This is a genomic window from Streptomyces sp. NPDC001634 (genome assembly GCF_040298185.1).
In the GTDB taxonomy this organism is placed as follows: domain Bacteria; phylum Actinomycetota; class Actinomycetes; order Streptomycetales; family Streptomycetaceae; genus Streptomyces.
In genome coordinates, this window is the sequence record NZ_JBEOZU010000017.1 from 1 (window position 1) to 26,279 (window position 26,279).

25 protein-coding genes are annotated in these 26,279 nt (G+C 70.1%); 14 read left to right on the forward strand and 11 right to left on the reverse strand.

The genetic code is table 11. The annotated features are described in order from the left end of the window. The first annotated feature begins 510 nt into the window (after positions 1 to 510). From ABT186_RS13415 to ABT186_RS13425, 3 genes are all read left to right on the forward strand, one after another. Positions 511 to 750: a hypothetical protein gene (locus ABT186_RS13415; protein ID WP_351925104.1), complete on the forward strand. Its 240-nt coding sequence runs from the start codon at positions 511 to 513 to the stop codon at positions 748 to 750. A 132-nt stretch (positions 751 to 882) separates the two neighbouring features. Next, positions 883 to 1,038, forward strand: a complete 156-nt coding sequence (locus ABT186_RS13420) for a hypothetical protein (RefSeq protein WP_351925106.1) — start codon at positions 883 to 885, stop codon at positions 1,036 to 1,038. 98 nt (positions 1,039 to 1,136) lie between these two features. Next, complete coding sequence (locus tag ABT186_RS13425) at positions 1,137 to 2,012, forward strand: glutathione S-transferase C-terminal domain-containing protein (protein ID WP_351237249.1); 876 nt, start codon at positions 1,137 to 1,139, stop codon at positions 2,010 to 2,012. A 241-nt stretch (positions 2,013 to 2,253) separates the two neighbouring features. On the opposite strand, the gene ABT186_RS13430 is transcribed toward ABT186_RS13425, so the two are convergent. The 4 genes from ABT186_RS13430 to ABT186_RS13445 form a co-directional block, all read right to left on the reverse strand. Continuing rightward, positions 2,254 to 2,817, reverse strand: a complete 564-nt coding sequence (locus ABT186_RS13430; protein ID WP_351237248.1) for a winged helix-turn-helix domain-containing protein — start codon at positions 2,815 to 2,817, stop codon at positions 2,254 to 2,256. A 216-nt stretch (positions 2,818 to 3,033) separates the two neighbouring features. Further along, positions 3,034 to 3,117 carry a putative leader peptide gene (locus ABT186_RS13435; RefSeq protein ID WP_351237255.1) on the reverse strand — a complete coding sequence of 28 codons (84 nt, stop codon included), beginning with the start codon at positions 3,115 to 3,117 and terminating at the stop codon, positions 3,034 to 3,036. Positions 3,118 to 3,566: 449 nt separating this feature from the next. Further along, positions 3,567 to 4,718 (reverse strand): homoserine O-acetyltransferase MetX, encoded by a 1,152-nt coding sequence (gene metX / locus ABT186_RS13440; RefSeq protein WP_351925196.1) that lies wholly within the window; start codon positions 4,716 to 4,718, stop codon positions 3,567 to 3,569. Continuing rightward, positions 4,715 to 6,076, reverse strand: a complete 1,362-nt coding sequence (locus tag ABT186_RS13445) for a bifunctional o-acetylhomoserine/o-acetylserine sulfhydrylase (RefSeq protein WP_351237247.1) — start codon at positions 6,074 to 6,076, stop codon at positions 4,715 to 4,717. The genes metX and ABT186_RS13445 overlap by 4 nt, the downstream gene beginning before the upstream one ends. 691 nt (positions 6,077 to 6,767) lie before the next feature. On the opposite strand from ABT186_RS13445, the gene ABT186_RS13450 reads away from it, so the two are divergent. Next, complete coding sequence (locus ABT186_RS13450; protein WP_351925108.1) at positions 6,768 to 6,908, forward strand: hypothetical protein; 141 nt, start codon at positions 6,768 to 6,770, stop codon at positions 6,906 to 6,908. Positions 6,909 to 7,016: 108 nt separating this feature from the next. Here ABT186_RS13450 and ABT186_RS13455 read toward each other — a convergent pair whose 3' ends face one another. From ABT186_RS13455 to ABT186_RS13470, 4 genes are all read right to left on the reverse strand, one after another. Continuing rightward, on the reverse strand, positions 7,017 to 7,481 hold the full coding sequence (locus tag ABT186_RS13455; protein ID WP_351225337.1) for a hypothetical protein: 465 nt from the start codon (positions 7,479 to 7,481) through the stop codon (positions 7,017 to 7,019). Positions 7,482 to 8,014: 533 nt separating this feature from the next. Next, positions 8,015 to 8,512: a hypothetical protein gene (locus ABT186_RS13460; protein WP_351925202.1), complete on the reverse strand. Its 498-nt coding sequence runs from the start codon at positions 8,510 to 8,512 to the stop codon at positions 8,015 to 8,017. Continuing rightward, the gene (locus ABT186_RS13465; RefSeq protein ID WP_351225339.1) at positions 8,431 to 8,970 is read right to left on the reverse strand and encodes a GNAT family N-acetyltransferase; all 540 of its coding nucleotides are present in this window, start codon (positions 8,968 to 8,970) and stop codon (positions 8,431 to 8,433) included. Before ABT186_RS13465 ends, ABT186_RS13460 begins: the two co-directional genes overlap by 82 nt. Continuing rightward, entirely contained in the window at positions 8,967 to 10,253 is a 1,287-nt protein-coding gene (locus ABT186_RS13470) for an NsdA family TPR-like regulatory protein (RefSeq protein ID WP_351225341.1), read from the reverse strand. The genes ABT186_RS13465 and ABT186_RS13470 overlap by 4 nt, the downstream gene beginning before the upstream one ends. A gap of 241 nt (positions 10,254 to 10,494) precedes the next feature. On the opposite strand from ABT186_RS13470, the gene ABT186_RS13475 reads away from it, so the two are divergent. The 7 genes from ABT186_RS13475 (at position 10,495) to ABT186_RS13505 (ending at position 19,396) form a co-directional block, all read left to right on the forward strand. Beyond that, entirely contained in the window at positions 10,495 to 10,941 is a 447-nt protein-coding gene (locus ABT186_RS13475) for an ATP-binding protein (protein ID WP_351225343.1), read from the forward strand. Next, positions 10,938 to 11,150, forward strand: a complete 213-nt coding sequence (locus tag ABT186_RS13480; RefSeq protein WP_351225345.1) for a hypothetical protein — start codon at positions 10,938 to 10,940, stop codon at positions 11,148 to 11,150. The genes ABT186_RS13475 and ABT186_RS13480 overlap by 4 nt, the downstream gene beginning before the upstream one ends. 326 nt (positions 11,151 to 11,476) lie before the next feature. Beyond that, positions 11,477 to 11,656 carry an FxLD family lanthipeptide gene (locus tag ABT186_RS13485; protein ID WP_351225347.1) on the forward strand — a complete coding sequence of 60 codons (180 nt, stop codon included), beginning with the start codon at positions 11,477 to 11,479 and terminating at the stop codon, positions 11,654 to 11,656. 237 nt (positions 11,657 to 11,893) lie between these two features. Beyond that, positions 11,894 to 14,830, forward strand: a complete 2,937-nt coding sequence (locus tag ABT186_RS13490; RefSeq protein ID WP_351925198.1) for a lantibiotic dehydratase — start codon at positions 11,894 to 11,896, stop codon at positions 14,828 to 14,830. Then, a complete protein-coding gene (locus ABT186_RS13495; protein ID WP_351925112.1) occupies positions 14,827 to 16,092 on the forward strand; it encodes a lanthionine synthetase C family protein in 1,266 nt (421 codons plus the stop codon). The genes ABT186_RS13490 and ABT186_RS13495 overlap by 4 nt, the downstream gene beginning before the upstream one ends. Positions 16,093 to 16,113: 21 nt before the next feature. Beyond that, on the forward strand, positions 16,114 to 18,195 hold the full coding sequence (gene fxlM, locus ABT186_RS13500; RefSeq protein WP_351925114.1) for a methyltransferase, FxLD system: 2,082 nt from the start codon (positions 16,114 to 16,116) through the stop codon (positions 18,193 to 18,195). Between the two features lie 82 nt (positions 18,196 to 18,277). Next, the gene (locus tag ABT186_RS13505; RefSeq protein ID WP_351225353.1) at positions 18,278 to 19,396 is read left to right on the forward strand and encodes a hypothetical protein; all 1,119 of its coding nucleotides are present in this window, start codon (positions 18,278 to 18,280) and stop codon (positions 19,394 to 19,396) included. Positions 19,397 to 19,417: 21 nt separating this feature from the next. Here the strand turns inward: ABT186_RS13505 and ABT186_RS13510 are convergent, their stop codons facing one another. The 3 genes from ABT186_RS13510 to ABT186_RS13520 form a co-directional block, all read right to left on the reverse strand. Beyond that, on the reverse strand, positions 19,418 to 20,209 hold the full coding sequence (locus ABT186_RS13510; RefSeq protein ID WP_351925116.1) for a thioesterase family protein: 792 nt from the start codon (positions 20,207 to 20,209) through the stop codon (positions 19,418 to 19,420). Between the two features lie 72 nt (positions 20,210 to 20,281). Then, positions 20,282 to 20,608: a branched-chain amino acid transporter permease gene (locus tag ABT186_RS13515; RefSeq protein WP_351925118.1), complete on the reverse strand. Its 327-nt coding sequence runs from the start codon at positions 20,606 to 20,608 to the stop codon at positions 20,282 to 20,284. Beyond that, entirely contained in the window at positions 20,601 to 21,347 is a 747-nt protein-coding gene (locus tag ABT186_RS13520) for an AzlC family ABC transporter permease (protein WP_351925120.1), read from the reverse strand. Before ABT186_RS13520 ends, ABT186_RS13515 begins: the two co-directional genes overlap by 8 nt. Positions 21,348 to 21,427: 80 nt before the next feature. On the opposite strand from ABT186_RS13520, the gene ABT186_RS13525 reads away from it, so the two are divergent. The 3 genes from ABT186_RS13525 to ABT186_RS13535 all read left to right on the forward strand — a co-directional run bounded on the left by ABT186_RS13525 (position 21,428) and on the right by ABT186_RS13535 (position 26,267). Beyond that, positions 21,428 to 21,868, forward strand: coding sequence for an Lrp/AsnC family transcriptional regulator (locus ABT186_RS13525; protein WP_351925200.1), 441 nt, complete (start codon positions 21,428 to 21,430; stop codon positions 21,866 to 21,868). A 184-nt stretch (positions 21,869 to 22,052) separates the two neighbouring features. Further along, complete coding sequence (locus ABT186_RS13530) at positions 22,053 to 24,788, forward strand: SpoIIE family protein phosphatase (protein ID WP_351225359.1); 2,736 nt, start codon at positions 22,053 to 22,055, stop codon at positions 24,786 to 24,788. A gap of 339 nt (positions 24,789 to 25,127) precedes the next feature. Next, positions 25,128 to 26,267: an ABC transporter substrate-binding protein gene (locus ABT186_RS13535; RefSeq protein ID WP_351925122.1), complete on the forward strand. Its 1,140-nt coding sequence runs from the start codon at positions 25,128 to 25,130 to the stop codon at positions 26,265 to 26,267. Positions 26,268 to 26,279: the final 12 nt, after the last annotated feature.

Sequence of the window (26,279 nt, forward strand, 5' to 3'; positions counted from 1 at the left end):
GCCGGGGTCTGCTTGCCGTCGTCGGTGGATTTGGAGCCGTACCCGCAGGCGGTCAGCAGGAGCGGGAGCGCCGCTATGACGGCGAAGGTGCGCAGAGTGGTGAGCGGTCTTGCGGCAGACACGGAGGTGTCCTCTCAGGGCAGGAGGGGTGATCAAGGAGGTGTGGAATGGCGTGCTGAGGTCTCAGACCGGCCGACAGATGGAACTGGACGTACGGCCGAAGTCGATGTGACGACGCGTGGTCAGCACGGGCAGCACCCGGTCTGCGCAACTGAGCGCTCCCACGGCCACCCCCTGATCCCTAGTTTTCCTACCTGGCTGCTAGGGATCGTGGCAGAAGGTCGCACTCATCCCAAGATGGTGTTCATATGATGGACGATGCTATCTCAATATTCGGGATAGATGGCGATTGGCCCAGCGTGTCAGCGGTTTTCTCAGACGCTCGGGATCGCTCACGCGTAGCGGAGAACTGATCGGCGACCCGCTCGATGTGCCGACCAGATCCTCCCGGTGCTCACCGAGGCCGTACAGGAAGTGCGTCCGGGCGCCGAGGTCCGGGTGCGGATCGACCGCTCGGCCCGGCTGCCGGATGCTGTCGACCGCGGCGAGATCGACCTGGCCGTCTACGTCACCGAGGCGACCGCCGCGGCGGGCACCGCTGCGCTGGTACGCCGGCCCCTCCGTTACGGCGCCGCCGTCGAGGCGGTCCGCGCGCTGCTCGCTGCCCGCAAGACCGACCGCGTGGCCTGATCGCACGGGTGGCCCGGCGGGCCTTCTCATGTGGTGAGACGTTCTGGCGTGGGTGGAACGCGCCCACTTGACGGGGCTCGGCCGTGGCTCGACACTCCAGTACGGGAAATCATAGTGAATTGGTAGGGAAAGATGGACTGTTCTGTGCTGGATCTCGGCCGTCGAGCCGTCCGCATCGCCGTCCGTCCGCTGCCCCTGCTGACGTCCCGGCGCCACATCGATCTCCTGCGCGTGTGCAGTGCGGCGAGTTCCCCGCACGGTGAAGGCTCCACGCCCACCCGCGCCTGATCCTCACGCCAGCACCGCATCCCGGCCGTGCCGAAGCCGCCGCGAGCCGTCGCCCCCGTATGCCCGTATGCCTGCGACCGAGCACCTCAGGGAGACGCATGTCCGCCACATCCCCGACAGCAGTGCCGTCCTTCCGGAGCAGGATCGGCGGTGACGCGCGCAGCGGCTACTACGCCGCGCCGCAGCGCTACCGACTCCACCTCGCGCTGTCCTGTCCGCACTGCCTGCAGATCGCCATCACGCACAGCCTGCTCGGCCTCGACGACACCCTCCCGGTCACGCTGCTGCCCGCCCTGCCCGACGCCTCGGACGGCGGACACCTGGCACTGCGCCCGCTGTACGAAGCCAGTTCGCACCAGTACCCAGGACCGGCCGTGGCGCCGGTCCTCAGCGACAACTGGACCGGGACGATCGTCAGTACCCACACCCCCGACATCCTGCGGGATCTGGCTCGGCGGTTCGGTGGACATGGTCCCGATCTCTACCCCCGCGGTGCCGAGAAGGCCATCGAGACCGTTGGCCGACTCTGCGAGCAGGGCATCACCTGGGCCGCCCAGCGCGCCGGGCAGTCCGATGGCGACCCGGCGGCACGCGACACCGCGCTGGCCACCCTGCTGCGCACGCTGGATGTGCTGGAGTGGAAACTCGCCTCCCGGGAGCACGTGCTGGGCGGTGAACTCACGCTCGGTGACGTCCAGTTGTGGGTGGCGCTCGTGCAGCTGGACACGGTGCACCGCCACCACCTGGACGCCGCCGCGGTGCACCGCATCACCGAGCACCCCCACGTGTGGGCGTACGCACGGCGGCTTGCGGCACACCCCGCCTTCGGCTCCCGCCTCGACCTGGACGGCATCGCCCGCAGGCACCACGCCCACTGCCGTGGCACAGAGGCCGCCGGGGCGGCGGTACAGATCGTGGACTGGATGGCGTGCGCACCGCGCAAGGAGCCAGAGGCCGTGCGACAGCCCGGCTGACCTGATGCGGACGGACGCCTGGCTGCGGCTGTTTCGCGCAACTGCAATACGACCTCCACCGCAGCCCCCGCCCCGCTGCGTAACTGCCCATGACACGGCTGATACCGACGTGAGCAGCCCTTTCCGCCATGGACGCGTCGGCGTCAGCAGACGCTGGGCGTCCAACGAGACCCGGAGTGCCACTGACGACCTCGATTACCACTGACTGGTGTCCCGATCGCAGAACCGCCCCGGGCGGCCGTCAGGCCTCGGGCACGTACTTGTACCCCACGCGTCGCACGGTGACGATCCGCTGCCGGTGGGCCGCGCCCAGCTTTCGGCGCAGACGTGCGATGTGCACGTCGACGGTGCGTCCGTCCCCCAAGTGGGTGTGTCCCCACACGTGCTCGACCAACTGTTCGCGTGTGTGGACTCGATGCGGATGAATCACGAGCTGGGCCAACAGGGCGAACTCCAGGTATGTGAGGTCGAGTTCATCTCCCTCCAGCTCGGCAACATGGCGCTCGGTGTCGATACGGATCGGGTCACCGGCCAGGACCGACGGGCCCGGCGTACGCGTCGGGAGCGGTACGGCGTCGGAGGTGACCGGGTGGATCTGTGGCCGCAGTCCTGCGTCGGCGAAGAGGGCGGCCGGGTCGACATCCTTGGGAAGGAAGACCAGATAGCCGACGAGCGGTGATCCGTCGTCGGGAGGTGTGCGGTCCCCTCCTTCCTCTTGCGTGTCTTCCTGCACAAGATGCAGGCGACGAGGGGCAGCCGACGAGGCGTGGAGCAGAGTGGCGTGATGCGAGGATGCCGACGTCATAGCTGTAGTTCCTTCCCGGCGTATGGGGAGTTGTATGGGGGGGCAGGACGAGGCGCCGAGCCAGAGAGGCGGAAAGCCAGGCGAGCCGGAGCGACTGTTCGATGGGAGGTCGCTGGAGACCCGGTGCGGCGACGGCTCAGCCATCTGTCAGCCCTGCGAGTCAAAGGAGAGAGGAGCGATGGTCGACCAGGTGCGCCGCAAAGCGCCGGTCGCTTCCTAGCCGCGTCGGCAGACGGCGCTGGCCACGCGACGGAAGTCGACGTGCCGGCGGCGTACCAGGGGAAGCTGCGCGCGGGACATGGCCCCATGGTGGGTGAGCGCAACGACGGCGTCAACGTTTCTCTACTAAATCAGTAGGGATGGTGGGGAAATTCACTGAGGTGGGCTGCTGGAAGTGGCGGTTGACGTCTCAGTGGTCCGAACAGCGGCAGTCGGCGCCCAGACAGGGCATCAGATCGGGCGGCATGAGGCGGCTTCGGGAGGACCGGTACAACGGCGGCGTGCGGCCACGGCGCCGGGTCGTGGTGAGGAACAGGATGCCGACAGTGACGACGTAGTCGTGGCCGGTAGCCCGGCGAGGCTCGGGTCGTCGTAGGCGCTCTGGACTCCCAGGAGCCGTACGGAGCAGGAAGCTGGTCGGTCCCGACGCGAGGAAATTCATGACCACGCCCAGGAACACCGCTTCGCCGCACAATGTCACCGCGACGGCGAGGGCTGGAGGCCGAGCCCACGCGGCCACCCGGCGCCGTCTAGCCGACGAGTTCGCTCACGAGTGCGGCGACTTGTCCCACTTCGATGAGGAAACCGTCGTGACCGTACGGGGATTCGACCACCCGGACGTGATCCGCTGTAGAAATCCCGGCTGCCAACTCCGCTTGCTGGGGCAGCGGATAGAGACGGTCAGAGTCGACGCCTGCGACCAGGGTCCTGGCCGTCACACGGCTCAGGGCGGAGCGCGTACCACCTCGGCCGCGACCGATGTCGTGACTGTTCATGGCCTCTGCCAGTGTGACGTAGCTGCCCGCGTCGAAGCGGCGCACGAGCTTGGCAGCGTGGTGGTCGAGATAGGACTCGACCTGGTACCGGCCGCCGTTCCAGGGATCCTCCGTGCCCTGCGGCGCGCGGCCGAAGCGGACCTGGAGTTCCGGTTCGCTGCGGTAAGTGACGTGGGCGAGGCGACGGGCCAGGCCGAGTCCCGCGTGCGGGCCAAGTCCGGGGCCGGCGTCGTGGTAATCGCCGCCGCGCCAGTGAGGGTCGCTGCGGATGGCATGGAGCTGGATGTTCGCCCAGGCGATCTGCTCCGCGCTCGCCGCGGCCGCCGTGGCCAGCAGCAGGAGCGTCGCCGTGCGTGCCGGATGCTCCACGGCCCACTCCAGCGCCCGCATCCCGCCCATCGACCCGCCGACGACCAGTGCCCAGCGGTCGATGCCCAGCGCGTCGGCCAGGTCCACCTCGGCGGCCACCTGGTCACGCTGGGTCAGGAACGGGAAGCCGCCACCCCAGCGGCGTCCATCCGGGGTGAAGGACGCCGGTCCGGTGCTGCCCTGGCAGCCACCCAGCACGTTCGGGGCCACGACGAACCAGCGGTCGGTGTCCAGTGCCCGACCGGCCCCGATGAGCCCGTCCCACCAGCCGGGTGTGGGATGACCAGGTTCGGCCGGCCCGGCGGCATGGCTGTCGCCGGTGAGCGCGTGGAGCACCAGTACGGCATTGGAGCGGTCCGGTGCAAGCCGCCCCCAGGTCTCGAACGCGAGCCGCACACCGGGCAGTTCACCTCCAGCCTCCAACGGCAGCGGGCTCTCCCTCACATGCCATCGGCGGCGCCCCGGAGGATCCCCCTCCCGCCAGGCCCCGGAGGCCGGCGGGAGGGGGACCTCGGAGGTCGCCAGTACGGTGTTCAGGACGCGCCCTTCGCCGCGCGGAAGCCTGCCTCCAGGTCCGCCTTGAGGTCGACGAGGTTCTCGATGCCGACCGACAGGCGGACCAGGCCGGGCGAGGTGCCGGTCGCCGCCAGCTGCGCCTCGTCCAGCTGGCTGTGGGTGGTGGACGCCGGATGGATGATGAGACTGCGTACGTCGCCGATGTTGGCGAGATGGCTGAACAGCTCGACAGCATCGACGAACCGCTTGCCTGCTTCGACGCCGTCCCGCAGTTCGAAGGCCAGGACCGCGCCGGCGCCGCGCGGCAGATAGCGCTGCCCTGCCTCGTACCACCGGTTGGACTCCAGGCCCGGGTAGTGGACGGCGGCGACCTCGTCGCGCTGTTCCAGCCATTCGGCCAGGGCCTGCGCGTTGGCGGAGTGCCGTTCGAGGCGCAGGCTGAGCGTCTCCACGCCCTGCAGCAGCAGGAAGGCCGAGTGCGGGGAGAGGGCGGGCCCGATGTCGCGGAGCAACTGCACGCGCAGTTTGACGGCGAAGGCACCCGGGCCGAGCGCGGGCCAGTACTGCAGGCCGTGGTAGCTGGGGTCCGGTTCGCTGAAGTCGGGGAAGCGGTCGGCGTGCGCGCCGAAGTCGAAGGTGCCGCCATCGACGACGATGCCGGCGATGGTGGTGCCGTGGCCGCCGAGGAACTTGGTCGCGGAGTGGACGACGATGTCGGCGCCGTGCTCGATGGGTCGGAGCAGGTAAGGGGTGGGCACGGTGTTGTCCACGATCAGCGGGACGCCCGCTGCGTGCGCGACGTCGGCCACCGCCCGTACGTCGAGCACATTGCCGCGCGGATTGCCGAGTGTTTCGGCGAACAGGGCCTTCGTGTTCGGCCGGATCGCCGCTCGCCAGGCTTCGAGGTCGTCCGGGTCGTCGACGAAGGACACCTCGATGCCGAACTTGGGCAGGGTGTGGCGGAACAGGTTGTAGGTGCCGCCGTACAGGGACGTGCTGGAGACGATGTGGTCGCCCGCCCTCGCCAGAGTCAGGATGGCGAGGGTCTCCGCGGCCTGCCCGGAGGCCAGGGCCACCGCGGCGACTCCGCCTTCGAGGGCGGCGATCCGCTGCTCGAAGACGTCCTGGGTGGGGTTGTGGATACGGGTGTAGATGTTGCCCGGCTCGGCGAGCGAGAACAGGTCGGCGGCGTGCTGGGTGTCGCGGAAGACGAACGAGGTGGTCTGGTAGATCGGCACCGCCCGCGCCCCGGTCGTCGGATCCGGCGCGGCGCCTGCGTGGATCTGCTTGGTCTCGAACGACCAGGCCGAGGTGTCGGGACCGGCTGGTTCGTCCTCGGGGGTGTGGCCGGCGGTGACGGAGTCGATCGGCTGGCTCATGGTTCTCCCTTGTGCGGGGCGTGCGGGTGCGTGTAGAGACCGCGCGGCTGCCGTCCGGACCGGAAAGAGGGCAGGCCGGAGGAGGGCGCGGCACGATGGTGCAGAGAGCGCGCGAGGTGAAGAGGCGCGGGGTGAAGAGAGGGGGATCAGATGCCGGAGCGCGGCGTCAGCTCACGGCGGAACAACCCGTGGTGGTGACACGCACGTAGTCAACGTGGCGGCGGGTCACAAGCAGGGTCATGGGCTCAGGTAACCACAGATGGTGACGGCGCACCAGCATGACTTGGAAAAGGGAGCGATGCCTCGGGCTCCTCGCTTGCCGGCCGCCCTGGTGTCCGTCTTACCCGTCGGGACGGTCAGTGGACGCACCTGCAAACGTGTGCTTCGATCCGGCCATGGAGACCACTGGCCAGGCACACACGGTGCTGCTCGACCCGTTCTGGGGGAGCCGCCGCGCCGACCAGTTCGACCAGATCTGTCGCTGACCGCCGTGTAACGGCCCCCGCTTGTCCCTCCCGACGCCCCGCTCTCGACGCGCCCATCTCTGCCCTGTCGGCAATCAGCCGCTTACGACCGTTGCCCGGCGCACCGCCGCGTCCGGGCCCGCTGCCGCCGCGAAGGAATCCCATGGCACAGCCCACCGCTCTCCCCGTCATCGACATCTCACGGCGGTGGTCGGATTCGACAGCCTATGGAGCGCGAGGCCCACGCGTGCGGTGTGGTCGTCCTCGTCCCCAACCGGGCGACCTGGCACTACGCCATTGACGACTACGGCGACCGCGCCTACCGCAAGGTCATCGGATTGGAGCCGGTCCGGCAGTCCGCGGCCTGACCGCGTTCGGGGAGGTGACCATAGGAGTTGCCGGTGTGTGCGGTGCACCGCACACACCGGCAGGGTCGTCGTCCTGCTCGACGCCAGGAGTCGCGGACACGATGCGGATTACTCGTCCTGGAACGGTGGGATCTGACGCATGGCCAGCACTGTGCCGTCGCGGCTGATCGAGACCACGCCGTCCCAGCGGCGGTCCCAATATGTCCCGTGCTCTTTGGTCCTCCATGCATGTACGCGGTGCCGGTAGGCCGCGACGTCGGCGTACCGTTTGTCCTTCTTCCTGGTGACGAGGGCGTCGAGTATGTCTTTCGCGACGCCGGAGAAGGCCTGGACACGTTCGCCGTTGAGGCGGAAGACATGATCCGTGCCCTCGAATTTCTCGCCGAGCAGCGTGTAGGCCGTGTCCTGGACGCTGCCGGAGGCGGCGTGCGCGAAGCCCTGGAAGAAGTCGCTGCCCTGGCGTGTGGTGAGGAGCGCGGCGGTGGATTCCCCGTCGCCGGCGAAGGCCGTCAGACCGGCGGCTGCGGCGTGGGCCAGTGCGCGCTGGAACCATGCGTAGTAGTCGGGACCCACCTGGCATCCTGGCTCTGCGGAGTCGGGGGCCTGCCGCGTCCTGGTTTGAGGATGCCGATATCCGGGTTTTTGTCGCCCACGGGCAGGCCGATGTCGGTGGCGGGCGTGTCGTCCGGGATGTGCAGCCAGCCGCCGGGCCGTCGGCAGCCCGACTCGTCTGCCTTTGTGGCCCTGACCTGGGGTTTACCCGGGGCAGGGCCATTTTTTGTTGGGAGGAGGTTCCCGCTTCTACGTGCGGGTTCCCGGGGGTTCCCGCGTGATTGTGCAACGGTTGTGAAATTGGCAGCGGTCGGCGGGGCGTGACTTGGCTCGTCAGACGGAGTGCCGAGCGAGTGCTGCGCAGGTTCGAGCCTTCGGCAGGATTCGAACCTGCGACACTCGCTTTGAGGGTGGGATTGGATCTTTGTCGGGGGAGACCTGGCCATGCCGGGTGGTGCTGTTCTGCCTGTTCAGGCACTTGTCGCCTTGTCGGCCGTGACAGCAGGATTCACCGAATGCTGACTCGTCCGCTCACGCAACGCGAGCCCGAGCCCTCAACGCTTGCGCCAGTCCCTGTGAGGCACGAGAAGGGTGCTGCCTCCCGACCACTTCGCCCCGCACACGTGGCAGATCACGTACCACTCGTCGCCCGGCGCGCTTTCGTCCATGTGCCCATGCTGCCCCGTCCCAGGGCACTCGTCGGTGACCTCTTCTGGACGCATTTCCTCTCCTCTGTACCTCTTGATCAGGCCGCGTCTTCGGCGGCGACGGCGGTCCTTGATGCAGTCAATGTCTGCGGTGGTGCCGAGGCCGGCCTCGACAAAGATCTGCTCCAGTTCCGACAGATCCAGGGCAGTGATCTGCTTGTTGCGACGGATCTTCTGGACGGCGAGCTGGTCCTGGTAGGTGTTGAGGTAGATACGCCGTCGGTTGGCTCTGACGAAGCCGGGTGGTTGAGTCGTGGGGCCGTTCAGCGGACGGCGCGGAGCATCACGGTGAGGACCGGTGAGGCCGGTGAGGGCTGGCTTTGCCCGATGTCCTCGTAGCCCCACGACTTGTAGAGAGCGTGGACCTTTCCGTCGCCGGCGGCCGGGTTGACCATGAGCGTGACGTACGGCTCGTCGCGTGTGGCGAGGAGGGCGTCGTGGATGCGGCGGGCGGTGCCGGTCTTGCGCCAGGCCGGCCGGACACCGATCTCCTTCAGGGCCACGGCCGGACGCTCGGTGTACTTCTCCGGCGGCGTCGGGCTGGTGCGCTGCCAGTACCGGTCGCCCTGCTCGATGGTGTTGCCGTAGGCGTAGCCGACCGGATGACCGTCCGCGTACGCGAGGACGGCCGTGAACCCTGGTTCGGTGCCGTGCCGGTCGAGGCGCTCGCCGAATGCCGTGACTGCGTAGTTCGGCAGGTGGAGCAGCGGGGCGCGCACGTCGGCGTACACGTCGAGCAGATCGCCGCGGATGGTGTCGAGAGCGGTGAAGGTGCGCAGTTCGGTGGCGGGCGCCGTGGTCATGCGGCCATCCTCCAGGTGGCGGTGTGCTCGGTCCAGGTCTGGGTGGTGGTGCTGCCGGGCGCGGTGGCGCGCAGTGCGGCTCCGAATTCTTGGAGCATGCGCGACACGCGGGCGTGTCGGGTGGCGGCGTCGGCGGGGACTCTCATCGCGGTGGCCGTGGCGGCCTCGGCGTCGCCCTGGGCGAGCTGGGCGTGTGCGAGCCGGGTCGTGGTGATGGCCCGGGACCTGACCATGTGGGGGCGGAGGGCGGACAGGCAGCGGTGGGCGTGGTACTCGGCGGTCGGGTAGTCGCCGAGTGCCAAGTGCGCGGAGAGAGCCAGGGAGTCCAGCTCTGCTTGGTCATAGAAGGCGAGCATCCACACCGGCCGGTAGTCGGCGGGGTCGGCGCGCAGCATGGCGTCCTGGGCCTGCTCGAATGCATGCCGGGTCCCGGTGCGGTCCTGCGCCGCGCCGTGGATGGCTCCCTGCCGGGCCATGGCGAGGGAGGCGAACAGGGGGTCTCGGCGTGTGAGGTGGAGGTTGCGGGCGACGTCGTTGGCGGCCAACGCGTCGGCGGGGCGGCCCATGTGGCGGTACATGGTGCCCGCGTGGCTCCAGATGCGGAACTTGATCGCCTGGTCGCCGGACATCTCGGCGAGGGCCTGGGCCTCGCGCATGTGTGCCTTGGCGACGTCGTAGCGGCGGCCGTCGATGGCGGCCCACATCGCCGAGGAGCGGAAGGCCGCTGCGGAGGCGTAGAGGCTGCTGCGTACGCGCTGGGTGGCGCTGCCGGCGTTCTGGAGGTTCAGGGCCTCGTCGGCGAGCGCGGCGGCCCGCTGTTCAATGCCGAGTTGTCCGCCGTGGCGGTGGTCGCTGGCGATGATCTCAGCGAAGCGCCTGTTCAGGCGGTTGACGTCGCTCATGCCGATACGGCGCGGCGATGCGGTGCCGGGCGCGGCTGCTGCTGCGGCGGCAGCCGCCGCGATGCCGCCGACGAGGGTACGGCGCTTCATGTCGGGGTCCTCCTGCTGCGGTGGGGCCGGGGCGGACGAGGGCCGGCCCCGTGGCACGAACCCTAAAGCGATGGCGGGTAGGCCGCTGACGTCCTCAAGTGCCTTGCGGGTAGCCGATTTGGGCCACGTGACCCGGCCGGCTTTCCAGGCCCGGACCGATGAGCCGTCGAGGCCGCCCGGCCGCCCGGTCAGCCCCTCTAAAGCCCTGTTCACAGCGTCAGCGAGGCTGTTGGAGCTGTAGCCGTGTTCGGCCATCCACGCCTCAAGAACGGTGTTGCGCGTGGTGTCCATTCACGCACGGTAGCTCTCCCGCCCCCTTACCCACCAGGTAAATGGACGGTCAAATCACCCTAGGTACTTCCGCTGAGTGGACAGCTGATCGCCCTAATCACCCTGCCTTGAAAGGGAGTTGTCTTGGTGCCGGTCGCCCGCCACGCCCCACCGTGCGGGCGGCTGTTGACGGCCCGGCCCACCCCTGAGGTTCCCCCGCGGGGGTGGGCCGGGCGCCGAGACAACACGAAGGCTCCACCCTATGACGAGTCTGAGAACACCAGTTGAGGCCAGCTCCGTCGGCCACCCCATGTACAGCCAGAGCTTCCCGTGCGAGCCGTCCACGGCCGGGGTCGGCCGCGAACTCGTCCGGAACGTCCTTGGCGTATGGCACCTCGACGAGCTCGCCGACCGAGCCGCGCTGATCATCACAGAGCTGGTCGCGAATGCCTCCAGGCACACCCCGTGCTCCGAGATCCGTCTTATCTTCGGGCGGCCGAGCGCGACACGGGTACGTGTCGGGGTCGTGGACGGAGAACCGTCGCGCCTGCCGGCGCTCAGCCAGGCCGATGAGGACGACGAGTCGGGTCGCGGACTGCTCCTCATCGATGCCATAGCCGATCGCTGGGGCTACGACCTGCAAGGCTCGGGCAGGCGTCCATGGGGCAAAGAGGTCTGGGCCGAGCTCCGCATCGAGGGCGACGAGTGAGCATCCCAGGCACGGCACCCTCGCCCCTTCCGGATGTCGCCCGACTGCGGGCCCGCCAGCAGATGGCCATGGACTGCGCCCTCTGCGCCCGCCCACTGGGAGCGAGCGGCCGACGGCTGGGCGAGGTACGCCACTGGGGCCTGCCGTTCCAGCTGTGGGCCTGCGCTCCCAACTGCGAGGTCGCCGGATCGACCATCCCGACCATCTGAGAAAGGGGACGTTCTCCCATCGGTCCGATGCAGTGGGACGGGCAGCACGCCCCGCTCTACGCGTGCGAGCCGTGCCTCGACCGCCTCAAGGCCCAGGCACTCGCCTACTTCATGGAGCGGCGACCGGCGCCCGCTTGATCAGCCCCCGACGCACGACTTCCCGGCGCGAGGCAGACAGCCGCGAGGACTTCCTGCGCGGGTCACGTCCCCTCGTGCCGGGCGGCCAGGAACCGTCCAGGGAGCCAACCGTCTGGCAAATCTCCCCATGACGGCACCTGGTGGGCATCCAGCCCAGCAACACACCAATAATCGCGAGGAGTTGAAGCATGACACGCAACACCGTAGTTCCCAGCAGCACCGAAGTCCGCCCGCAGATCCCGGGGGCATCGGACGGCTTCGACCTGGACGTCTCCCTCGTCGAGATCGCCGACCCGGCGGGCCTGGTCAACCTGACCGACGACAACTGCGGGTCCACCTGCGGCGCCTGCACGACCAACGTCGCCTGACCCGAACCCGAGGTCACTTCGGTCTGGTGCCGTCGCGTCCCGGCGCGCGGCGGCACCAGCCGCCCGTCCCCTCGTCTACGGAGGTAGTTGGTGGTTGCTCCGTCCGCAGCGTTCCGAACCGGCTCTACCGCTCTCGTACGCGCCGTGGCCCGGCCTTCGCTGCCGGTTCCTCCGTGCCCTGACCTCGATGACCGCTCGCCCAGCGGTTCGTCTGCCTGTGCGGCGTGGCTGCGCGCGGTGTGGGCGAACAAGGATGTCGCCGAGGCACTACAGCACTCCAGCCCGGTCCTGGCCACGCAGGTACGGGCCCTGTGCACGGCCGAGCATCCTCCCCCGCGGGACGTGCGGCGCGCCGCGCTGTCCGTAGCCCGCTACCTGCTGCGGGCCCAGCACCGGGCAACTCCCTTCGGCCTGTTCGCCGGCGTGGCCACCGCGGAGTTCGGCCCGCAGGCGCGCGCAGACTGGGGCGAGGAGCATGTGGCCGTCGGCCGCGCGGGGGCAGAGTGGCTGGCCGCCGTGGTCGAACGGTTGGAGTCGTGTCCGGACCTCCTCGACCGGCTGCCCGTCGTCGTCAACAACACCGTGACCAGCCGGGGAGACCGGCTCATCGTGCCATTCCAGCCCGACGTCCAGGACGACCGGACGCGCGCGGTCGAGGCGTCCCTGGCCCTGACCGAACCAGTGCGCTTGGTCCTCGCCTCGATCCGGGCGCCGATCCGGGTCGGCACGCTCGTGGACAAGCTCCGGGCGGACTTCCCCGATGCGGGGCTGGAGAAGGCGCGTCGTCTGCTGGCTGAGCTGATCCGGCGGCGGGTGCTGATCACGAGCTTGCACGCGCCGAGCACCGAAACCGACGCCCTCGGATATCTGCTCGGCCAACTCGACGCGATCGACGCCGGAAACCTCGCCCCAGTCGCAGAGACGGTGCGCGAGCTGCACGCGGTCCGGGCGGCCCTGGAGGAGTCCGCCACGCGCGTCGACCGGAACAGGGGCGCGGCGCGCATGCGGGCCCTCGTTCACGGTCTGCGCCGCCACCCCGTCGCGCTTGACCTGCGCTTGGATGCCCAGATCGTTCTGCCGGACGAGGTAGCCCGGGAGATCGAGCGCGTCGCCCTCATCCTGACCCGGCTGAGCACCCGCCCGTACGGGACCGCCGCGTGGAACGACTACCACCAACGGTTCTACGAGCGGTACGGCATCGGCACGATGGTGCCGCTCGCGAAGGCCGTGGCGGACAGCGGTACTGGCTATCCCGACGGCTACCCGGGCACTCCGACCGGCGCGCGCAGGCCCCGCGTCTCCGCCCGGGATGACGCCCTTGTGCGGCTCGCGCAGGCCGCCGCGCTCGACGGCTGCGACGAGGTGATCCTCACCGACGAACTGGTTGCAGCCCTGGCCGTGGGTCCCGACGAGCCCCGGGTGCCACCGCACTTGGAGGTCGGGGTACGGGTGCACGCGGCCGGCTTGGGGGAGCTGCAGCGCGGGCGGTTCCGGCTGGAGATCCTGAGCGTGTCCCGTGGTGCTGGTGTTTCCATGGGCCGGTTCCTCAGCGTCTTGGCTCCAGCCGACGGCGCGGCCCTGGGTGCAGAACTCGCCCACCTCCCGGCCGCGGACGGCAATACCGTGCCCGCACAGCTGTCTTTCCCGCCGCTGCTCCCAGAGAGTGCTCACGTCACCCGCGCCCCGCAGGTCCTGCCGACCGTGATCAGCCTCCAGGAGCACCGTGCCCCGCAGGACGCTGTCCTCACTCCGGAGGATTTGGCCGTGGGGTGCGATGGCCGCCGCATGTACCTAGCCGTCCCCGAGCGAGGCCACCGCGTTGAGGCCGTCGGGATGCACGCGCTGAACCTCCGCACGCACACTCCGCCATTGGTGCGGTTCCTTACCGAGCTGTCCCGCGCCCAGTGCGCGCAGGTCACCGTCTTCGACTGGGGTGTCGCAGCGGCGATGCCCTTCCTTCCGCGCCTGCGGTACGGGCGTACGGTGCTGGCTGCTGCACGCTGGCGGCTGGAGGCGGCCGAGTTGCCCGGCCACATTCGCCCTCGGGCCGAGTGGGACGCTGCCCTCAGCGACTGGCGAGCCCGGCGGCGACTGCCTCGCCGCGTCTGCCTCGTTGAGGACGACCGGCGCCTTTTCCTCGACCTCGACGAGGCCGGCCACCGGACGCTTCTGCGCCAGCACCTCGACCTTACGCGCCTGGCCGTGCTCGTCGAGGCCCCGGAACCGGAGGTGTATGGCTGGTGCGAGGGGCGAACCCACGAGGTCGTGGTGCCCCTCAAGGCAACCCGGCCATCGGCGTGGCCGCCCCTGCCCGCCCCCACCCGAGCCCGTACTCTCTCTCCGGTCCAGATGCAGACCCCCGCTTCCTCGGCAATGCTGCTCGCCGCTCTGTACGGAGACCCCCGCCGCCAAGACGCCCTGCTCTCCCAGCACCTCCCCGGCCTCCTCGAACAACTCGGTAACCCGCCATGGTGGTTCATCCGGTTCCGCGACCCGGACCAGCACCTCCGTGTGCGCGTCGCCCTTCCCGACCCGGGAGCCTTCGCCGAGACGGCCCGCACGGTGAGCGCGTGGGCCGACGAACTGTGCAGAGCCGGCCTGTTGGCCGATCTGCGGTACCCCACCTCCTACCGCGAGATGGGCCGCTGGGGTTCCGGCGCCGCATGGGAGGCGGCCGAGGAGGTGTTCCGGGCGGACTCACGCGCCATCCTGGCTCAGCTCGCGCAGCAACAGCGCCCGAACCAGCGTGCGTTGGTGGCAGCCCAAACCGTCGCCATCGCCTCCGCGTTCCTCGGAAGCACCGAAGCCGCGATGCGCTGGCTGACCGACCACATCCCGCCGAGAGCCCCCGCAGCCGTTCCGCGCCCGCAGTTCACCGAGGCCGTACGGCTCGCCAACCCGTCCGACGACTGGGCGGCACTGCGCGAAGTCCCGGGCGGCGAGGCCATCGTGTCGGGATGGGCAGACCGGGCTACGGCGCTCGCCGCGTACCGCCCGCACCTGCCGGGCCCGGACACCCAGGGCATCGCCGTCGATGACGTGCTGACCTCCCTGCTGCACGTCCACTTCGTGCGGCACGTCGCGGTGAACTTCCCCGAGGAAGAGGTGTGCCTCTACCTGGCACGCGCCACCGCCCTGGCCTGGACCGCCCGTACCACCAGGAGGCCGTCGTGATCGACCATCCCGCGCTCGACCTGGTCGACGCCGTCGCCTCCCAGCTCGCCGATCCCCACACGGCGCCTCTCGGCCCCCGGGAACACCGGCAACACCTCGCTTACGGCCCTCCCGGCATCGCGCTCCTGCACATCGAACGAGCTGCGAACGGCCTCGGACCGTGGCAGCGCGCCCACGACTGGCTTGCCGCCGCTTCCCGCCAGCCGTTCACCAGCGGCCCCGACAGCCACCCCTTCTATGGGGCGCCCGCCTTCGCCCACGCCCTGGCCTGCGCCGCTGACCACCTCCCTGGCTCCTACCAGCGCGCCCTGAACACGATGGACCGACAGATCGAGGTCGACGTGGGCTGCCGTCTCGACGCCGCACACCGCCGCATCGACGCAGGACGCCTGCCGCAGCTGGCCGAGTTCGACACCATCCGGGGCCTCATTGGCTACGGCGCCTACCTCCTTCGCCGCAACCCCGGCAGCCCCACGACGCGCGCCGTCCTCGACTACTGCGTACGCCTCACCGAACCGATCACCCACCACGGCGAGACCCTGCCGGGCTGGTGGACGGAGACAGGTCCCTCAGGGAGCCCGGACAACCGATTCCCCGGCGGGCACGCCAATACCGGCATGGCACACGGCATCGGCGGCGTGCTCGCGCTCTTGGCCCTCGCCGCCCGGAACGGCGTCGTCGCCGACGGGCACCACGCAGCACTGCGCACCATCCTGGCGTGGCTGGACCGCTGGAAGCAGGAGACTGGCAGCGGACCGGCCTGGCCGTACTGGGTCACCCGGGGCGAGCTGCGTACCGGTCGCCTCGCCCCGTCCACGCCCCGGCGACCGTCATGGTGCTACGGCACCGCCGGCCTCACCCGCGCCCAGCAACTCGCCGCGCTCGCCCTCGGCGACACCGACCGTCAGATCAACGCGGAGAACGCGCTCGTGGCCGCCCTCACCGATGCCGACCAGCTCAAGGCCACGACGGACAACGGCCTGTGTCACGGCTTCGCCGGCCTCGCCCACCTCGCCGCCCGTATGGCGGACGACGCCCACCCCTCGACCGTGGGCCGACTCCGTGCCGCGATTCCGGCACTCCTGGCTGCGGTCCACCCGCCGGGCACCGACCCCGACCTCGTGGCCACGGCGCTCATTCAGGACGAGGAACGAGGACCCGGCCTACTCGACGGCGCCGCCGGCATAGCCCTGGCCCTCCTCGCGCCCAGCACCGCCGCACCGCCCCGGTCCGCCTGGGACGCCTGCCTGCTCATCGCCTGATCCACCGACCGAAGGACCCCTATGGCCCCCGACCGCTGGCAGCAGCACAACATCACCTTCGTCGACCGCGAGAGCGCCCGGCGCGCCATCGCCGAACGTCTCGGCCCCGCCCTGATCGATGCCGATGCCGAGGGGCAGCTCACCGGCTGGTGGTTCATGAACAAGCAGCCCTGGCCGCTGCGGTACCTCGCCGACAAACCCTCGCCGACCATTGAGTCGCTACTGAGTGATCTCGTCGGCGACGGCATAGCCGTGTCGTCGCTGACCTGCATCTACGAGCCCGAGACCGACACGTTCGGCGGGCCCGAGGCCATGGAAGCGGCCCACGAACTGTTCCACAGCGACTCCCGCCACCTGCTCACCTACGAGCCGAGCCCGAAGCACCTGGGCCGCCGGGAGACCGCCGTCCTGCTGGCGAGCGCCATGATGCGCAGTGCCGGACTCGACTGGTTCGAACAGGGCGACGTATGGGCGAAGGTCGCCGCCCTCCGGCCGACCAGCACCCCTCCACCACCCGAACGAGCCGCCGAACTGGCCCCGGCCATGCGGAAACTCATGACCACTGACGCCCACGGACTCTGCCGCCCGGATGGCCCGCTTCACCCGCACGACGATTGGGCGACCGCCTTCGAACGGGCAGGGGCCACGCTCGCTGACCTCGCAAACCGCGGCGCCCTCACCCGCGGCCTGCGCGCCGTCATCACCCATCACGTGATCTTCCACGCCAACCGCGCAGGTCTCCTCCGGGACGACCAAAGCGCCCTGTCCAACATCGCACGAGAGGTAATCATGGGAACGAGTGACAACACCGCGCCGCCCACGGAGGCAGCGGCCGACGCCGATAGCGTCAGCGCGGTGAACACCGACACGATCGCCACCCCCAGGGCGGACGCCGAGCGCCTCCGCAACGCCCTGGTCGACCGGCTTCGCGCGGACGGGCACGCCCGCACGCCCGCCGTCGAGACCGCGTTGCGGACCGTGCCACGCCACGTGTTCGTACCCGATGCGTCGCTCGAAGACGCCTACGCCAACGCACCCGTGCACATCAAGTACGACACCGACGGCACGTCGATCTCCTGCGCCTCCCAGCCCGGCGTCGTCGCCCTCATGCTGGACCAGCTCGACGCCCAGCCCGGCGAGCGCATCCTCGAACTCGGCGCCGGCACCGGCTACAACGCCGGCCTGCTCGCAGACCTGGTCGGCAAGAGCGGACACGTGACCACCCTCGACATCGACGACGACCTCGTGGAGGGCGCCCGCGCGCACCTCGACGCCGCCGGGATCACCAACGTCGAGGCCGTGACCCGCGACGGGGCCCTCGGCTACGCCGAAGGAGCGCCGTACGACCGGATCATCGCCACCGTGGGCGCGCACGGCGTGCCACACGCCTGGTTGCAGCAGCTCGCACCCGGCGGCCGGCTCCTCGTCCCCCAGCGTCTCAAGGGCACGGTGTCCCGCTCCATCGCCTACGAACAGCGCGACGGCCGATGGATGTCCCTCAGCAGCGAGATGAACACCTTCATGCCGCTCCGGCGGGGCATTGCCGACGATGACCGCCAAGTCATCCCGCTCAGCGTGGACGGCACCGTCCGGCTCCAGGCCCCCGTCGGCCAGAACATCGACGCCGACGCCCTCGCCGGTGTCCTGGACCAGCCGCGCACCGAGGAGTGGACTGGCATGACGGTCCGCGCCATGGAATCGCCGGAGTGGATGGAAGTGTTCCTCACCTGCTCCCTTCCCTCGGGCCTGATCCGGATGCTGTTCCCCCAGAGCGCCAAGGGCGGTCTGCTCACCGAGGACCCCTACCCCTCGTCGACCGCGGCCGTCGACAAGGGCGCTGTCACCTACCTCGCCCGGCGCCTGTCGAAGGAGAGGACTCCCGAAGGCGACAGGCTCTGGGAGTTCGGCGTCATCGGCCACGGCCCCGGCAGCGACGAGCTGGTCGCGAAGGTTGCCGTAGCCATCCGCACCTGGGACCGGGAGTACCGCGACCGTGAGGCCACATTCGAAATCCAGCCCCTCGCCGCCCCCGCGACCGAGCAGCGCCCCGGCCTCTTCGCTCTCGACACCCCGCTGAACCGCATCGTCGTCGACTGGCAGTGACGCCCCGCGCTTAGGTGCCCGCCAGCAAGCAGCCGGCGGGCACCCTCGCCTCAGCACCCCTCACTCACATCCTGGGGGACACATGGACCCGCACGGACCAGTAGCCCAGCGCTTTCCGCTCGTCGCCCGATTCCGGCCTGCCTGCCCGCCCCTGCCCGAGCGCGTCTGCGGCCTCGTCGAACTCGCCGACACCGCGGTGAAGAAGAGCGATCGAGGGCTCGCATCTGCTGTCTACAACCAGGCCGCGCTCATCGCCTCCGATCTCGACCTTCCCGACCTCGCACGAGAGATGTGCCACCAGCACGCCGCCGCCTACCTCCACGCCTGCCCCCTGCCCGGAATGAGCGCAATCCGCGGACTGGAACCTGTCGTCAATCTCGCCCGCCTTCAGATCCGTGCCGGCCGCACCGATGAGGGCCGTCAGCGACTGCTCGACCTGTATGAGGCCGTCGAGGCGGGCACAGCTGCTCGGTTCGACGGCGTCGCGGTACCGGCGGACCTCACCACGACCGACGAGGGCCACCACGAGGTCAGCGCGTGGCTGTGGCGCGTGCTCCTCGCCGATGGCACGCGCACCCTCACTACCGAGGGACGTTGGGCCGAGGCCCTGACACATATCGAAGCTCACCGCGGCATCGGCAAACGGATGCTCGACGGGCGCCAAGTCGCCGTCCTCGCTGCTCTCGTCACCGGTGACACGACGCGGGCCGCTGCTCTCCTCTCCGACACGACGCCCGGCGACCCGTGGGAACAGGCCGTCACGGCATGCCTGACCGTCCTGTGTCGACACGACGCTGGGCAACCACTCGACGGCCGGCTGACGGACCTGGCAGCCACCTATCTTGAACGGCAGGCCGAACCTGGGATGACTGTCTTCGATATCCGGCTCGGCCTTACCATCCTCGACGCGATAGGTTCCACCGATTCGCCAGCCGCGCATCGCATCGTCGAGGACCTTCACCGCAGGACGACGGACGCCGAAGACGGCTATGCGGCCCGCGAAACGCTGGCGCACTCTCTGTTCGCCGCGATCGCGACCGGCCAGCAAGAACAGGATTGCCGATCCCTGGTGCGTGCCTGCGCCCTCGGGGCAGGGACTATCCCGGACGAAGTACTGGCAGAACTGATGGCGGCTCTGCGCGCCGGCGACAGCGCGATCCGGGACAGCCTTGCACACCCCTCCGATACGGAGAGAGTCTGATGGACGCACAGCCCGGGCTCCTCATGCCCCCGGCAGGGGACGGACCGTGAGGATCTGCTGGGCGTGTCCGACCGGGCCGTCGATGTCGTGCAGGACCGTGCTGGTGAGGCCCTGGCCGGAGGGGCCGAAGGTGACCGTGGTGTCCAGTCCCGTCCATGGGCCTCGTGGTTGGCGGTGGAGGTGGACGGTCAGATCGACGTTGGGGAACATCCATGCGGTGGGCGGCTGCCGGACGGCGATGCCATTGGCGGTGTCGACGAGGGCGAGATACGACGCGAGCGGGCTGACGGGAACGCCGGCGACCAGATCGAGTGGCGTGGAGATCCAGGCGGTCGTACGGCCCGGCCGGGGCGGCGCGAGCGGGCGGACGTCCAGGGAGGCGATATAGCCGCCGGGCCAGATGTCGGACATCGGCCACGAGGCCAGTGACCCGGGCGGGGTGAGCCGGTCGTCGGGGCCGCCCGCGACCGCGGTGGTGTCGGCATCGGCCAGCAACCAGGCGCGGGCCCGGACGACAGGGCGGTCGGCGATCCGTACGACCGCTTCGAGGAGCTCGATGGTCCGCCCGGGACGGATGGTCTCCACCTGGATCTCGCACTCGTCGAGGGCGAGGCGGCCGAGGATGTCGTAGCTGATACGGGAAAGAACCAGGCCGTTGTCCGGGCCTGCTGCCCGGTGGCGGTCGATGGCGTGGACGACGAGCCCGCCCAGCGGGCTGAAGTGCTGCTCGTCCGTGTCCCAGGCCCCGCCCGCGTGTGTCGTCGGCTTGTAGCGGTGGCGGTCGACGGACGCGTAGTAGCTCTCGGGGTTCAACGGGCGCTTCTCCTCGGGAAGGTCAGGGGGATTCAGGGGAGTTCAGCGAAGTTCAGCGAAGTTCAGCGAAGTTCAGAGGGCGTTGAGCAGGACGACGTACACGGCCGTACCGGCACCCACGCTGAGGATGGTGCGGCGGCCGAAGGCCAGGTGGACGCCGATGGTGACAGCGACGGCGAGCAGCACGTACCAGGTGCCGTGCGGGTCGGTCGTCATCGTGCCGTGCAGTGCGGTCACGGCCAGGATGGCGAGGATGCCGACGGGCATCCACACCGCCAGCCGCTGCACGATCGCCGAGCCGCGCAGTCGGCCGAGCACGGCGAAGGGGACGGCGCGCAGGGCGAGGGTGATGGTGAAGACGATCGTCAGGACGGCGATGAGGTACGAGGTGCTAGGCATGCGTGGCCTCCTGGCCGGTGCGGCGGGCAGTGGCGGCGTGGCGGGCCAGGAGCAGGCCGACGAAGAGCAGCAGCGCGGTGAACACGGCCGCACCCGGGGTGAGGACCAGGGCCACGGTGACGCTCGCGCCCGCGAGCAACAGGGACGGAAGCTCCTTGCGGGAGCGGAACGCGTCCAGGGTGAGCACGGTGAACAGGGCGCACAGGGCGAACTCCAGGCCCTTGATCGGCGCCGGCAGTGCCGTGCCCAGGGCTACACCGACCAGTCCGCCGCCGACCCAGTAGGTCTCGCACGCGATCTGCATGGCCAGCAGCCGCGGTGCCGAGCGCTCGTGCTCGGGGAGGGAGGCGTTGACGGCGTATGCCTCGTCGATCATGGCGTAGACGGCGTACGCCTTTCCGATCGGGTGCCTGACCAGGTGGAGCGGGAAGGAGAAGGCGTAGAAGACGTGCCGGAAGTTGACCACGAGGACGGTCAGCGCGACCGCGGCGAGTGGCGTGACGGTGGCCATCATGCCCACGAGCAGCAGTTCCAGGGAGCCGGCGAACGCGGCGAGGGACAGGGCGGGGGCGAGCCACCAGGGCAGTCCGGCCTGGATGATCAGCAGTCCGAGGGCGATACCGAGGGGGAAGATGCCGAGGCCCGCGGAGAAGGAGTCGCGGACGCCCAGCGCTGTCCGGGTTCGGCGGGTGGCCGTGGCCTCCGCAGTGGCCGAGCGGGTGAGTACGTCTTCCTGCACGGGTCCATCGTCTCGTGGAAGCCGTGACACATGGTTGCGAATATTGCCCTGATATTCCTCTCCTGTGCAATATTCTTGCTGTGGACGCGATCGACAAGGCAATCATTGCCGAGCTGGAGCGGGACGGGCGGCTGACCAATGTGGAGCTGGCCCAGCGGGTCGGGCTGACCACCGGGCCGTGTCTGCGGCGGGTGCAGCGGCTGGAGGCCGACGGTGTCATCCGGGGCTACCGTGCGGTGATCGACCCTGCCTCCGTGGGTCGTTCCTTCGAGGTTCTGATCGACCTCAGCCTTGAGGCGCAGGATGCGGAGACGGTCGAGCGCTTCGAGGAGACCCTGGCGCAGGCCGAGGAAGTACTGGAGTTGCGGAGGCTGTTCGGCAGCCCCGACTACTTCGTGCGCGTGGCCGTCGCCGATCTGCCCGCGTACGAGACGTTCCTCAGCCGGCGGGTGATGACCATTCCCAGGATCAGGAACGTCACCTCGCACTTCACGATGAAGACCGTCAAGCCGGGCCGATGAATCGGCCCTCGGGCCCTCGACCGCCACCACCTCGCTGGGGCGTTCGGTGCCGCGCGGTCGCTGCTGCAAGGCGTTGCCCGTCCCGTTCGCCTCGTGGTCGGCGGCCAAGAAACGATAGAAAGGGGATATGAGCGGAGGTTCGGGTCAATCGAGGCGTGGGGTGCCCGATGCGCCCGGGAGGAGCATGGGGGGAGAGACCGGCCTGCGCTCCCTGCTGAGCATGCGCAGCCTTGCCGGCCAGGTCTTTCTCGTGCAGCTGGTGGTGGTGGTGCTGCTTGTCGCCGCCGCGCTGGTGGCTCTCGTGGTGCAGGCCCGACGTGACAGCATGGCCGACGCCCGGCACCGGACGCTCGCCGTGGCGGAGACGTTCGCGCACTCCCCGGGGATCGTGGCGGCGCTGAAGAGCCCCCACCCGACCGCGGAGCTGCAGCCGCACGCCGAGGCGGCGCGCAAGTCCGCAGGTGTCGACGCCGTCATCGTGTACGGGCTGGACGGGATCACCATCACCCACAGCGACCCGCACCAGCTCGGGAAACACATCATCGGCCCTTATGCGCAGGCGGCGGCGGGCAAGCCGTTCACCAGCACTTTCCATGGGTCCCTGGGGCTCTCGGTGATCTCGGCGGTCCCCGTCAGGGCGCCCGACGGCTCGGTCGTCGCCATCGTCTCCGTTCCCGTCAGGGTCGAGAAGCTGCAGCACCGGCTGAACCGGCAGCTGCCGGTCCTGTTCGGCGGCGCCGCCGTGGCCCTCGTCGTCGCCGCGGGTGGAGCGGGCCTGGTGAGCCGCCGGTTGCGGCGGCAGACCCATGGCCTGGGCGCGGCCGAGATGACCCGGATGTACGAGCACCACGACGCGGTCCTGCACTCCGTGCGAGAAGGAGTGCTGATCATCGGCGGCGACGGCAGGCTGCTGCTGGCCAACGACGAGGCCCGGCGGCTGCTGGAGCTGCCGGCGGACGCCGAGGGGCGCCACGTCACCGATCTGGGTCTGGAGGAGGACCTCGGCGAGCTGCTGGCCTCCGACCGTCCGGCCACGGACGAGGTGCACCTGGCGGGCGACTGGCTCCTGGCGGTCAACAAGCGGCCCACTGCACCCCATGGACCGGCCGGCAGCGTGGTGACGCTGCGGGACACCACCGAGCTGCAGGCTCTCTCCGGCCGGGCCGAGCGGGCGCGCGAACGGCTGAAACTGCTCTACGACGCCGGAATGCGGATCGGCACCACGCTGGATGTGAAGCGCACCGCCGAGGAACTGGCGGAGGTGGCGGTGCCCCGGTTCGCCGATATCGTCACCGTCGAGCTGCTGGACCCGGTCCTGCACGGCGAGGAGTCCTCCGGTGCCACCACCGAGATGCGCCGCATCGCGGCCGTGGGCGACGAGAACCATCTCCTCCACCCCGTCGGCGAGCTCATCCGTTTGGTAGATGCCTACCCCTTCTCCGTGGCGGCGGCCGGCGAGCGAGCGGTACTGGAGAGGGACCTGAGCGCCTCCGACGGCTGGCGGGCCCAGGCCCCCGAAAGCGCCCAGCGGATCCTCGACCACGGCATCCACTCCCTGCTCGTGGTCCCCCTGCGGGCCCGCGGGGTGATGCTGGGCATGGCGTGCTTCTGGCGGGCGGACACCTCCGCGCCGTTCGAGGACGAGGACGTGTCCTTCGCCGAGGAACTGGTCGCCCGGGCGGCGGTGTGCATCGACAACGCCCGCCGCTTCACCCGTGAACACAACATGGCGGTCACCCTGCAGCACAGCCTGCTGCCCCGCGGGATGCCCGAGCAGTCCGCCCTCGACGTGGCCTACCGCTATCTGCCGGCCCGGGCCGGGGTCGGAGGCGACTGGTTCGACGTCATCCCGCTGTCCGGCACCCGGGTGGCGCTGGTGGTCGGCGATGTCGTGGGCCACGGCCTGCACGCCGCCGCGACCATGGGGCGGCTGCGCACCGCCGTGCACAACTTCTCGGGCCTGGACCTGCCCCCGGAGGAGCTGCTGTGCCAGCTGGACGAACTGGTCGCCGAGATCGACGCCGACGAGGCCGCCGCCGGGGAGGACGGGCAGGGGATCACAGGAGCGACCTGCCAGTACGCCGTCTACGATCCCGCCTCCGGGCAGCTGGCCATCGCCGGCGCGGGCCATCCGGCACCGGCGGTGGTCCATCCCGACGGGAGCGTGGACTTCCCCCAGGTGCCCGTCTCCCCGCCCCTGGGACTGAGCGCTCGCCTGCCCTTCGAGAGCGCCGAGCTGAGCGTGCCCGAGGGCTCCCGGCTCGTGCTCTTCACCAACGGCCTGATCGAGGGCCACGACCGTGACCCGGACACCGGCCTGGAGGCCCTGCGCGCCGCCCTGACCGGGCCCGACCGCACCCCGGAGGCCACCTGCGCGGTGGTGGTGGAAGCCCTGCTGCCCGACCGGCCGAGGGATGACGTCGCGCTGCTGGTGGCCCGCACCCGGCGGCTCGACCCCGCGCGGATCGCCCGGTGGGACGTTCCCCCTGACCCCGCGGCGGTGGCCCCGGTGCGCACCGCCTGCGTCCGCCGGCTGACGGAGTGGGGCCTGGAGGAGACCGCCTTCACCGCCGAACTCATCCTCAGCGAGCTGATCACCAACGCCGTCCGCTACGGCGCCGAGCCCATCACCGTCCGGATGCTCCGCACGGAGCCGATCAGCGGCTTCGCCGCGGGCACTCTGATCATCGAGGTCTCCGACGGCAGCAGCACCTCACCCCGGATGCGCCGGGCGAACGTCACCGACGAGGGCGGCCGCGGACTCTTCCTGGTCGCCCAGTTCGCCGTGCGCTGGGGCACCCGCTACACGCCCACCGGGAAGATCATCTGGGCCGAACAGTCCCTCCACGGCGGAGCCACGCCGCAGACGGAGGAGGTCGGCGAGATGCTGCTCGATCAGTGGGACGACTCGGCACTGTGACGGGACCCCGGATCGTGCACGGCTGTCGGGGGGCCGTGCGGACCGCCGACCTGTACGGCTGTCGGGGGGCCGTGCGGACCGCCCGACCTGCGCGGCTGTCGGGGGGCCGTGCGGACCGCCGACCTGTACGGCTGTCAGGGGGCCGTGCGTAGCGCCCGACCTGCGCGGCAGCCCGGCGTGCCGCGTACGCTGGCCTCGATGACCACTTCGTGGACGCGGTGGATCCGGTTTCCGGAACCCCACGACCGCGCCGCGCGGCCCATCGCGCGGCGACCACAGCGGCTCGCCCAGCCGGACGGTGACAACTCTCGTTCCACATCCCCACGCCCTGGAGCCGTCGTGACCGTACCCCGTGCCCGAGCAGCGGCCGTCGCCGGCTGCCTGGCCCTCGCGGCACTGGGCCTGCACGGGTGCGGCAGCCCACCGCTCGCCCGGCCCGAGAACCCGGCGATGGCCACCTCCGCCGAGGACGCGGGCGGCATGAGCGCGCTGATCGCGGCGGCGAAGCACGAGGGCGCGCTGCGGGCGATCGCGCTTCCCCGTGACTGGGCCGACTACGGCGGCCTCATCGACGGCTTCGAGAAGAAGTACGGGATCAAGGTCACGGTCGACAATCCGCTGGGCCACAGCCAGGACGAGATAAACGCCGTGCGCAGGAGCGGGAACCGGCCGGACGCCCCCGACGTGATCGACGTCGGCGACACCTTCGCGCGGACAGCGGCGCGGGAGAACCTGCTCGCGCCGTACCGGGTCGCCGCGTTCGACTCGATCCCCGGCAACCAGAAGGACCCCGGGGCCCTCTGGGCCAACAACTACGGGGGCTACATCTCCATCGGCTGCGACGCCAACCGCGTCAAGCCCTGTCCCGAGACCTTCTCCGATCTGCTGAAGCCTGCCTACCGGGGCAAGGTCGCGCTGGAGGGCGACCCCACGCGGTCGCAAACCGCCTTCTCCAGCGTCTACGCGGCCGCGCTGGCGAACAACGGGTCGTTCGACGACATCCAGCCCGGCCTCGATTTCTTCGGGAAGCTCAAGAAGGCCGGCAACTTCAACCCCCTCCCGTCCACCTCGGCAACGGTCGAGGACGGCCGGACCCCCATCAGCATCAACTGGGACTACGTCAACCTCGGCTACGCCGACCAGCTTCGCCACAAAGGCGTGAACTGGCAGGTCGCGATCCCGTTCGACGGCAGCTTCGCCCAGTACTACGCGCTGGCGGTCAACAAGCACGCCCCGCACCCGGCGGCCGCACGCCTGTGGCTGGAGTACCTCTTCAGCACGGAGGGCCAGAACCTCCGGCTGGAGGGCTATGCCTTCCCGGTGCTCATGGACGTCATGAGGAAGGACGGCACGCTCGACACGGCCGCCGCCGCACGGCTGCCCACGGTGGAGGGAACGCCCCAGTTCCCGACGGACGCGCAACTGGAGAAGGCGAGGAACACGGTCGACCAGGGCTGGGCGAAGGCCATGTCCGGCTGAGGGATGCGCGCT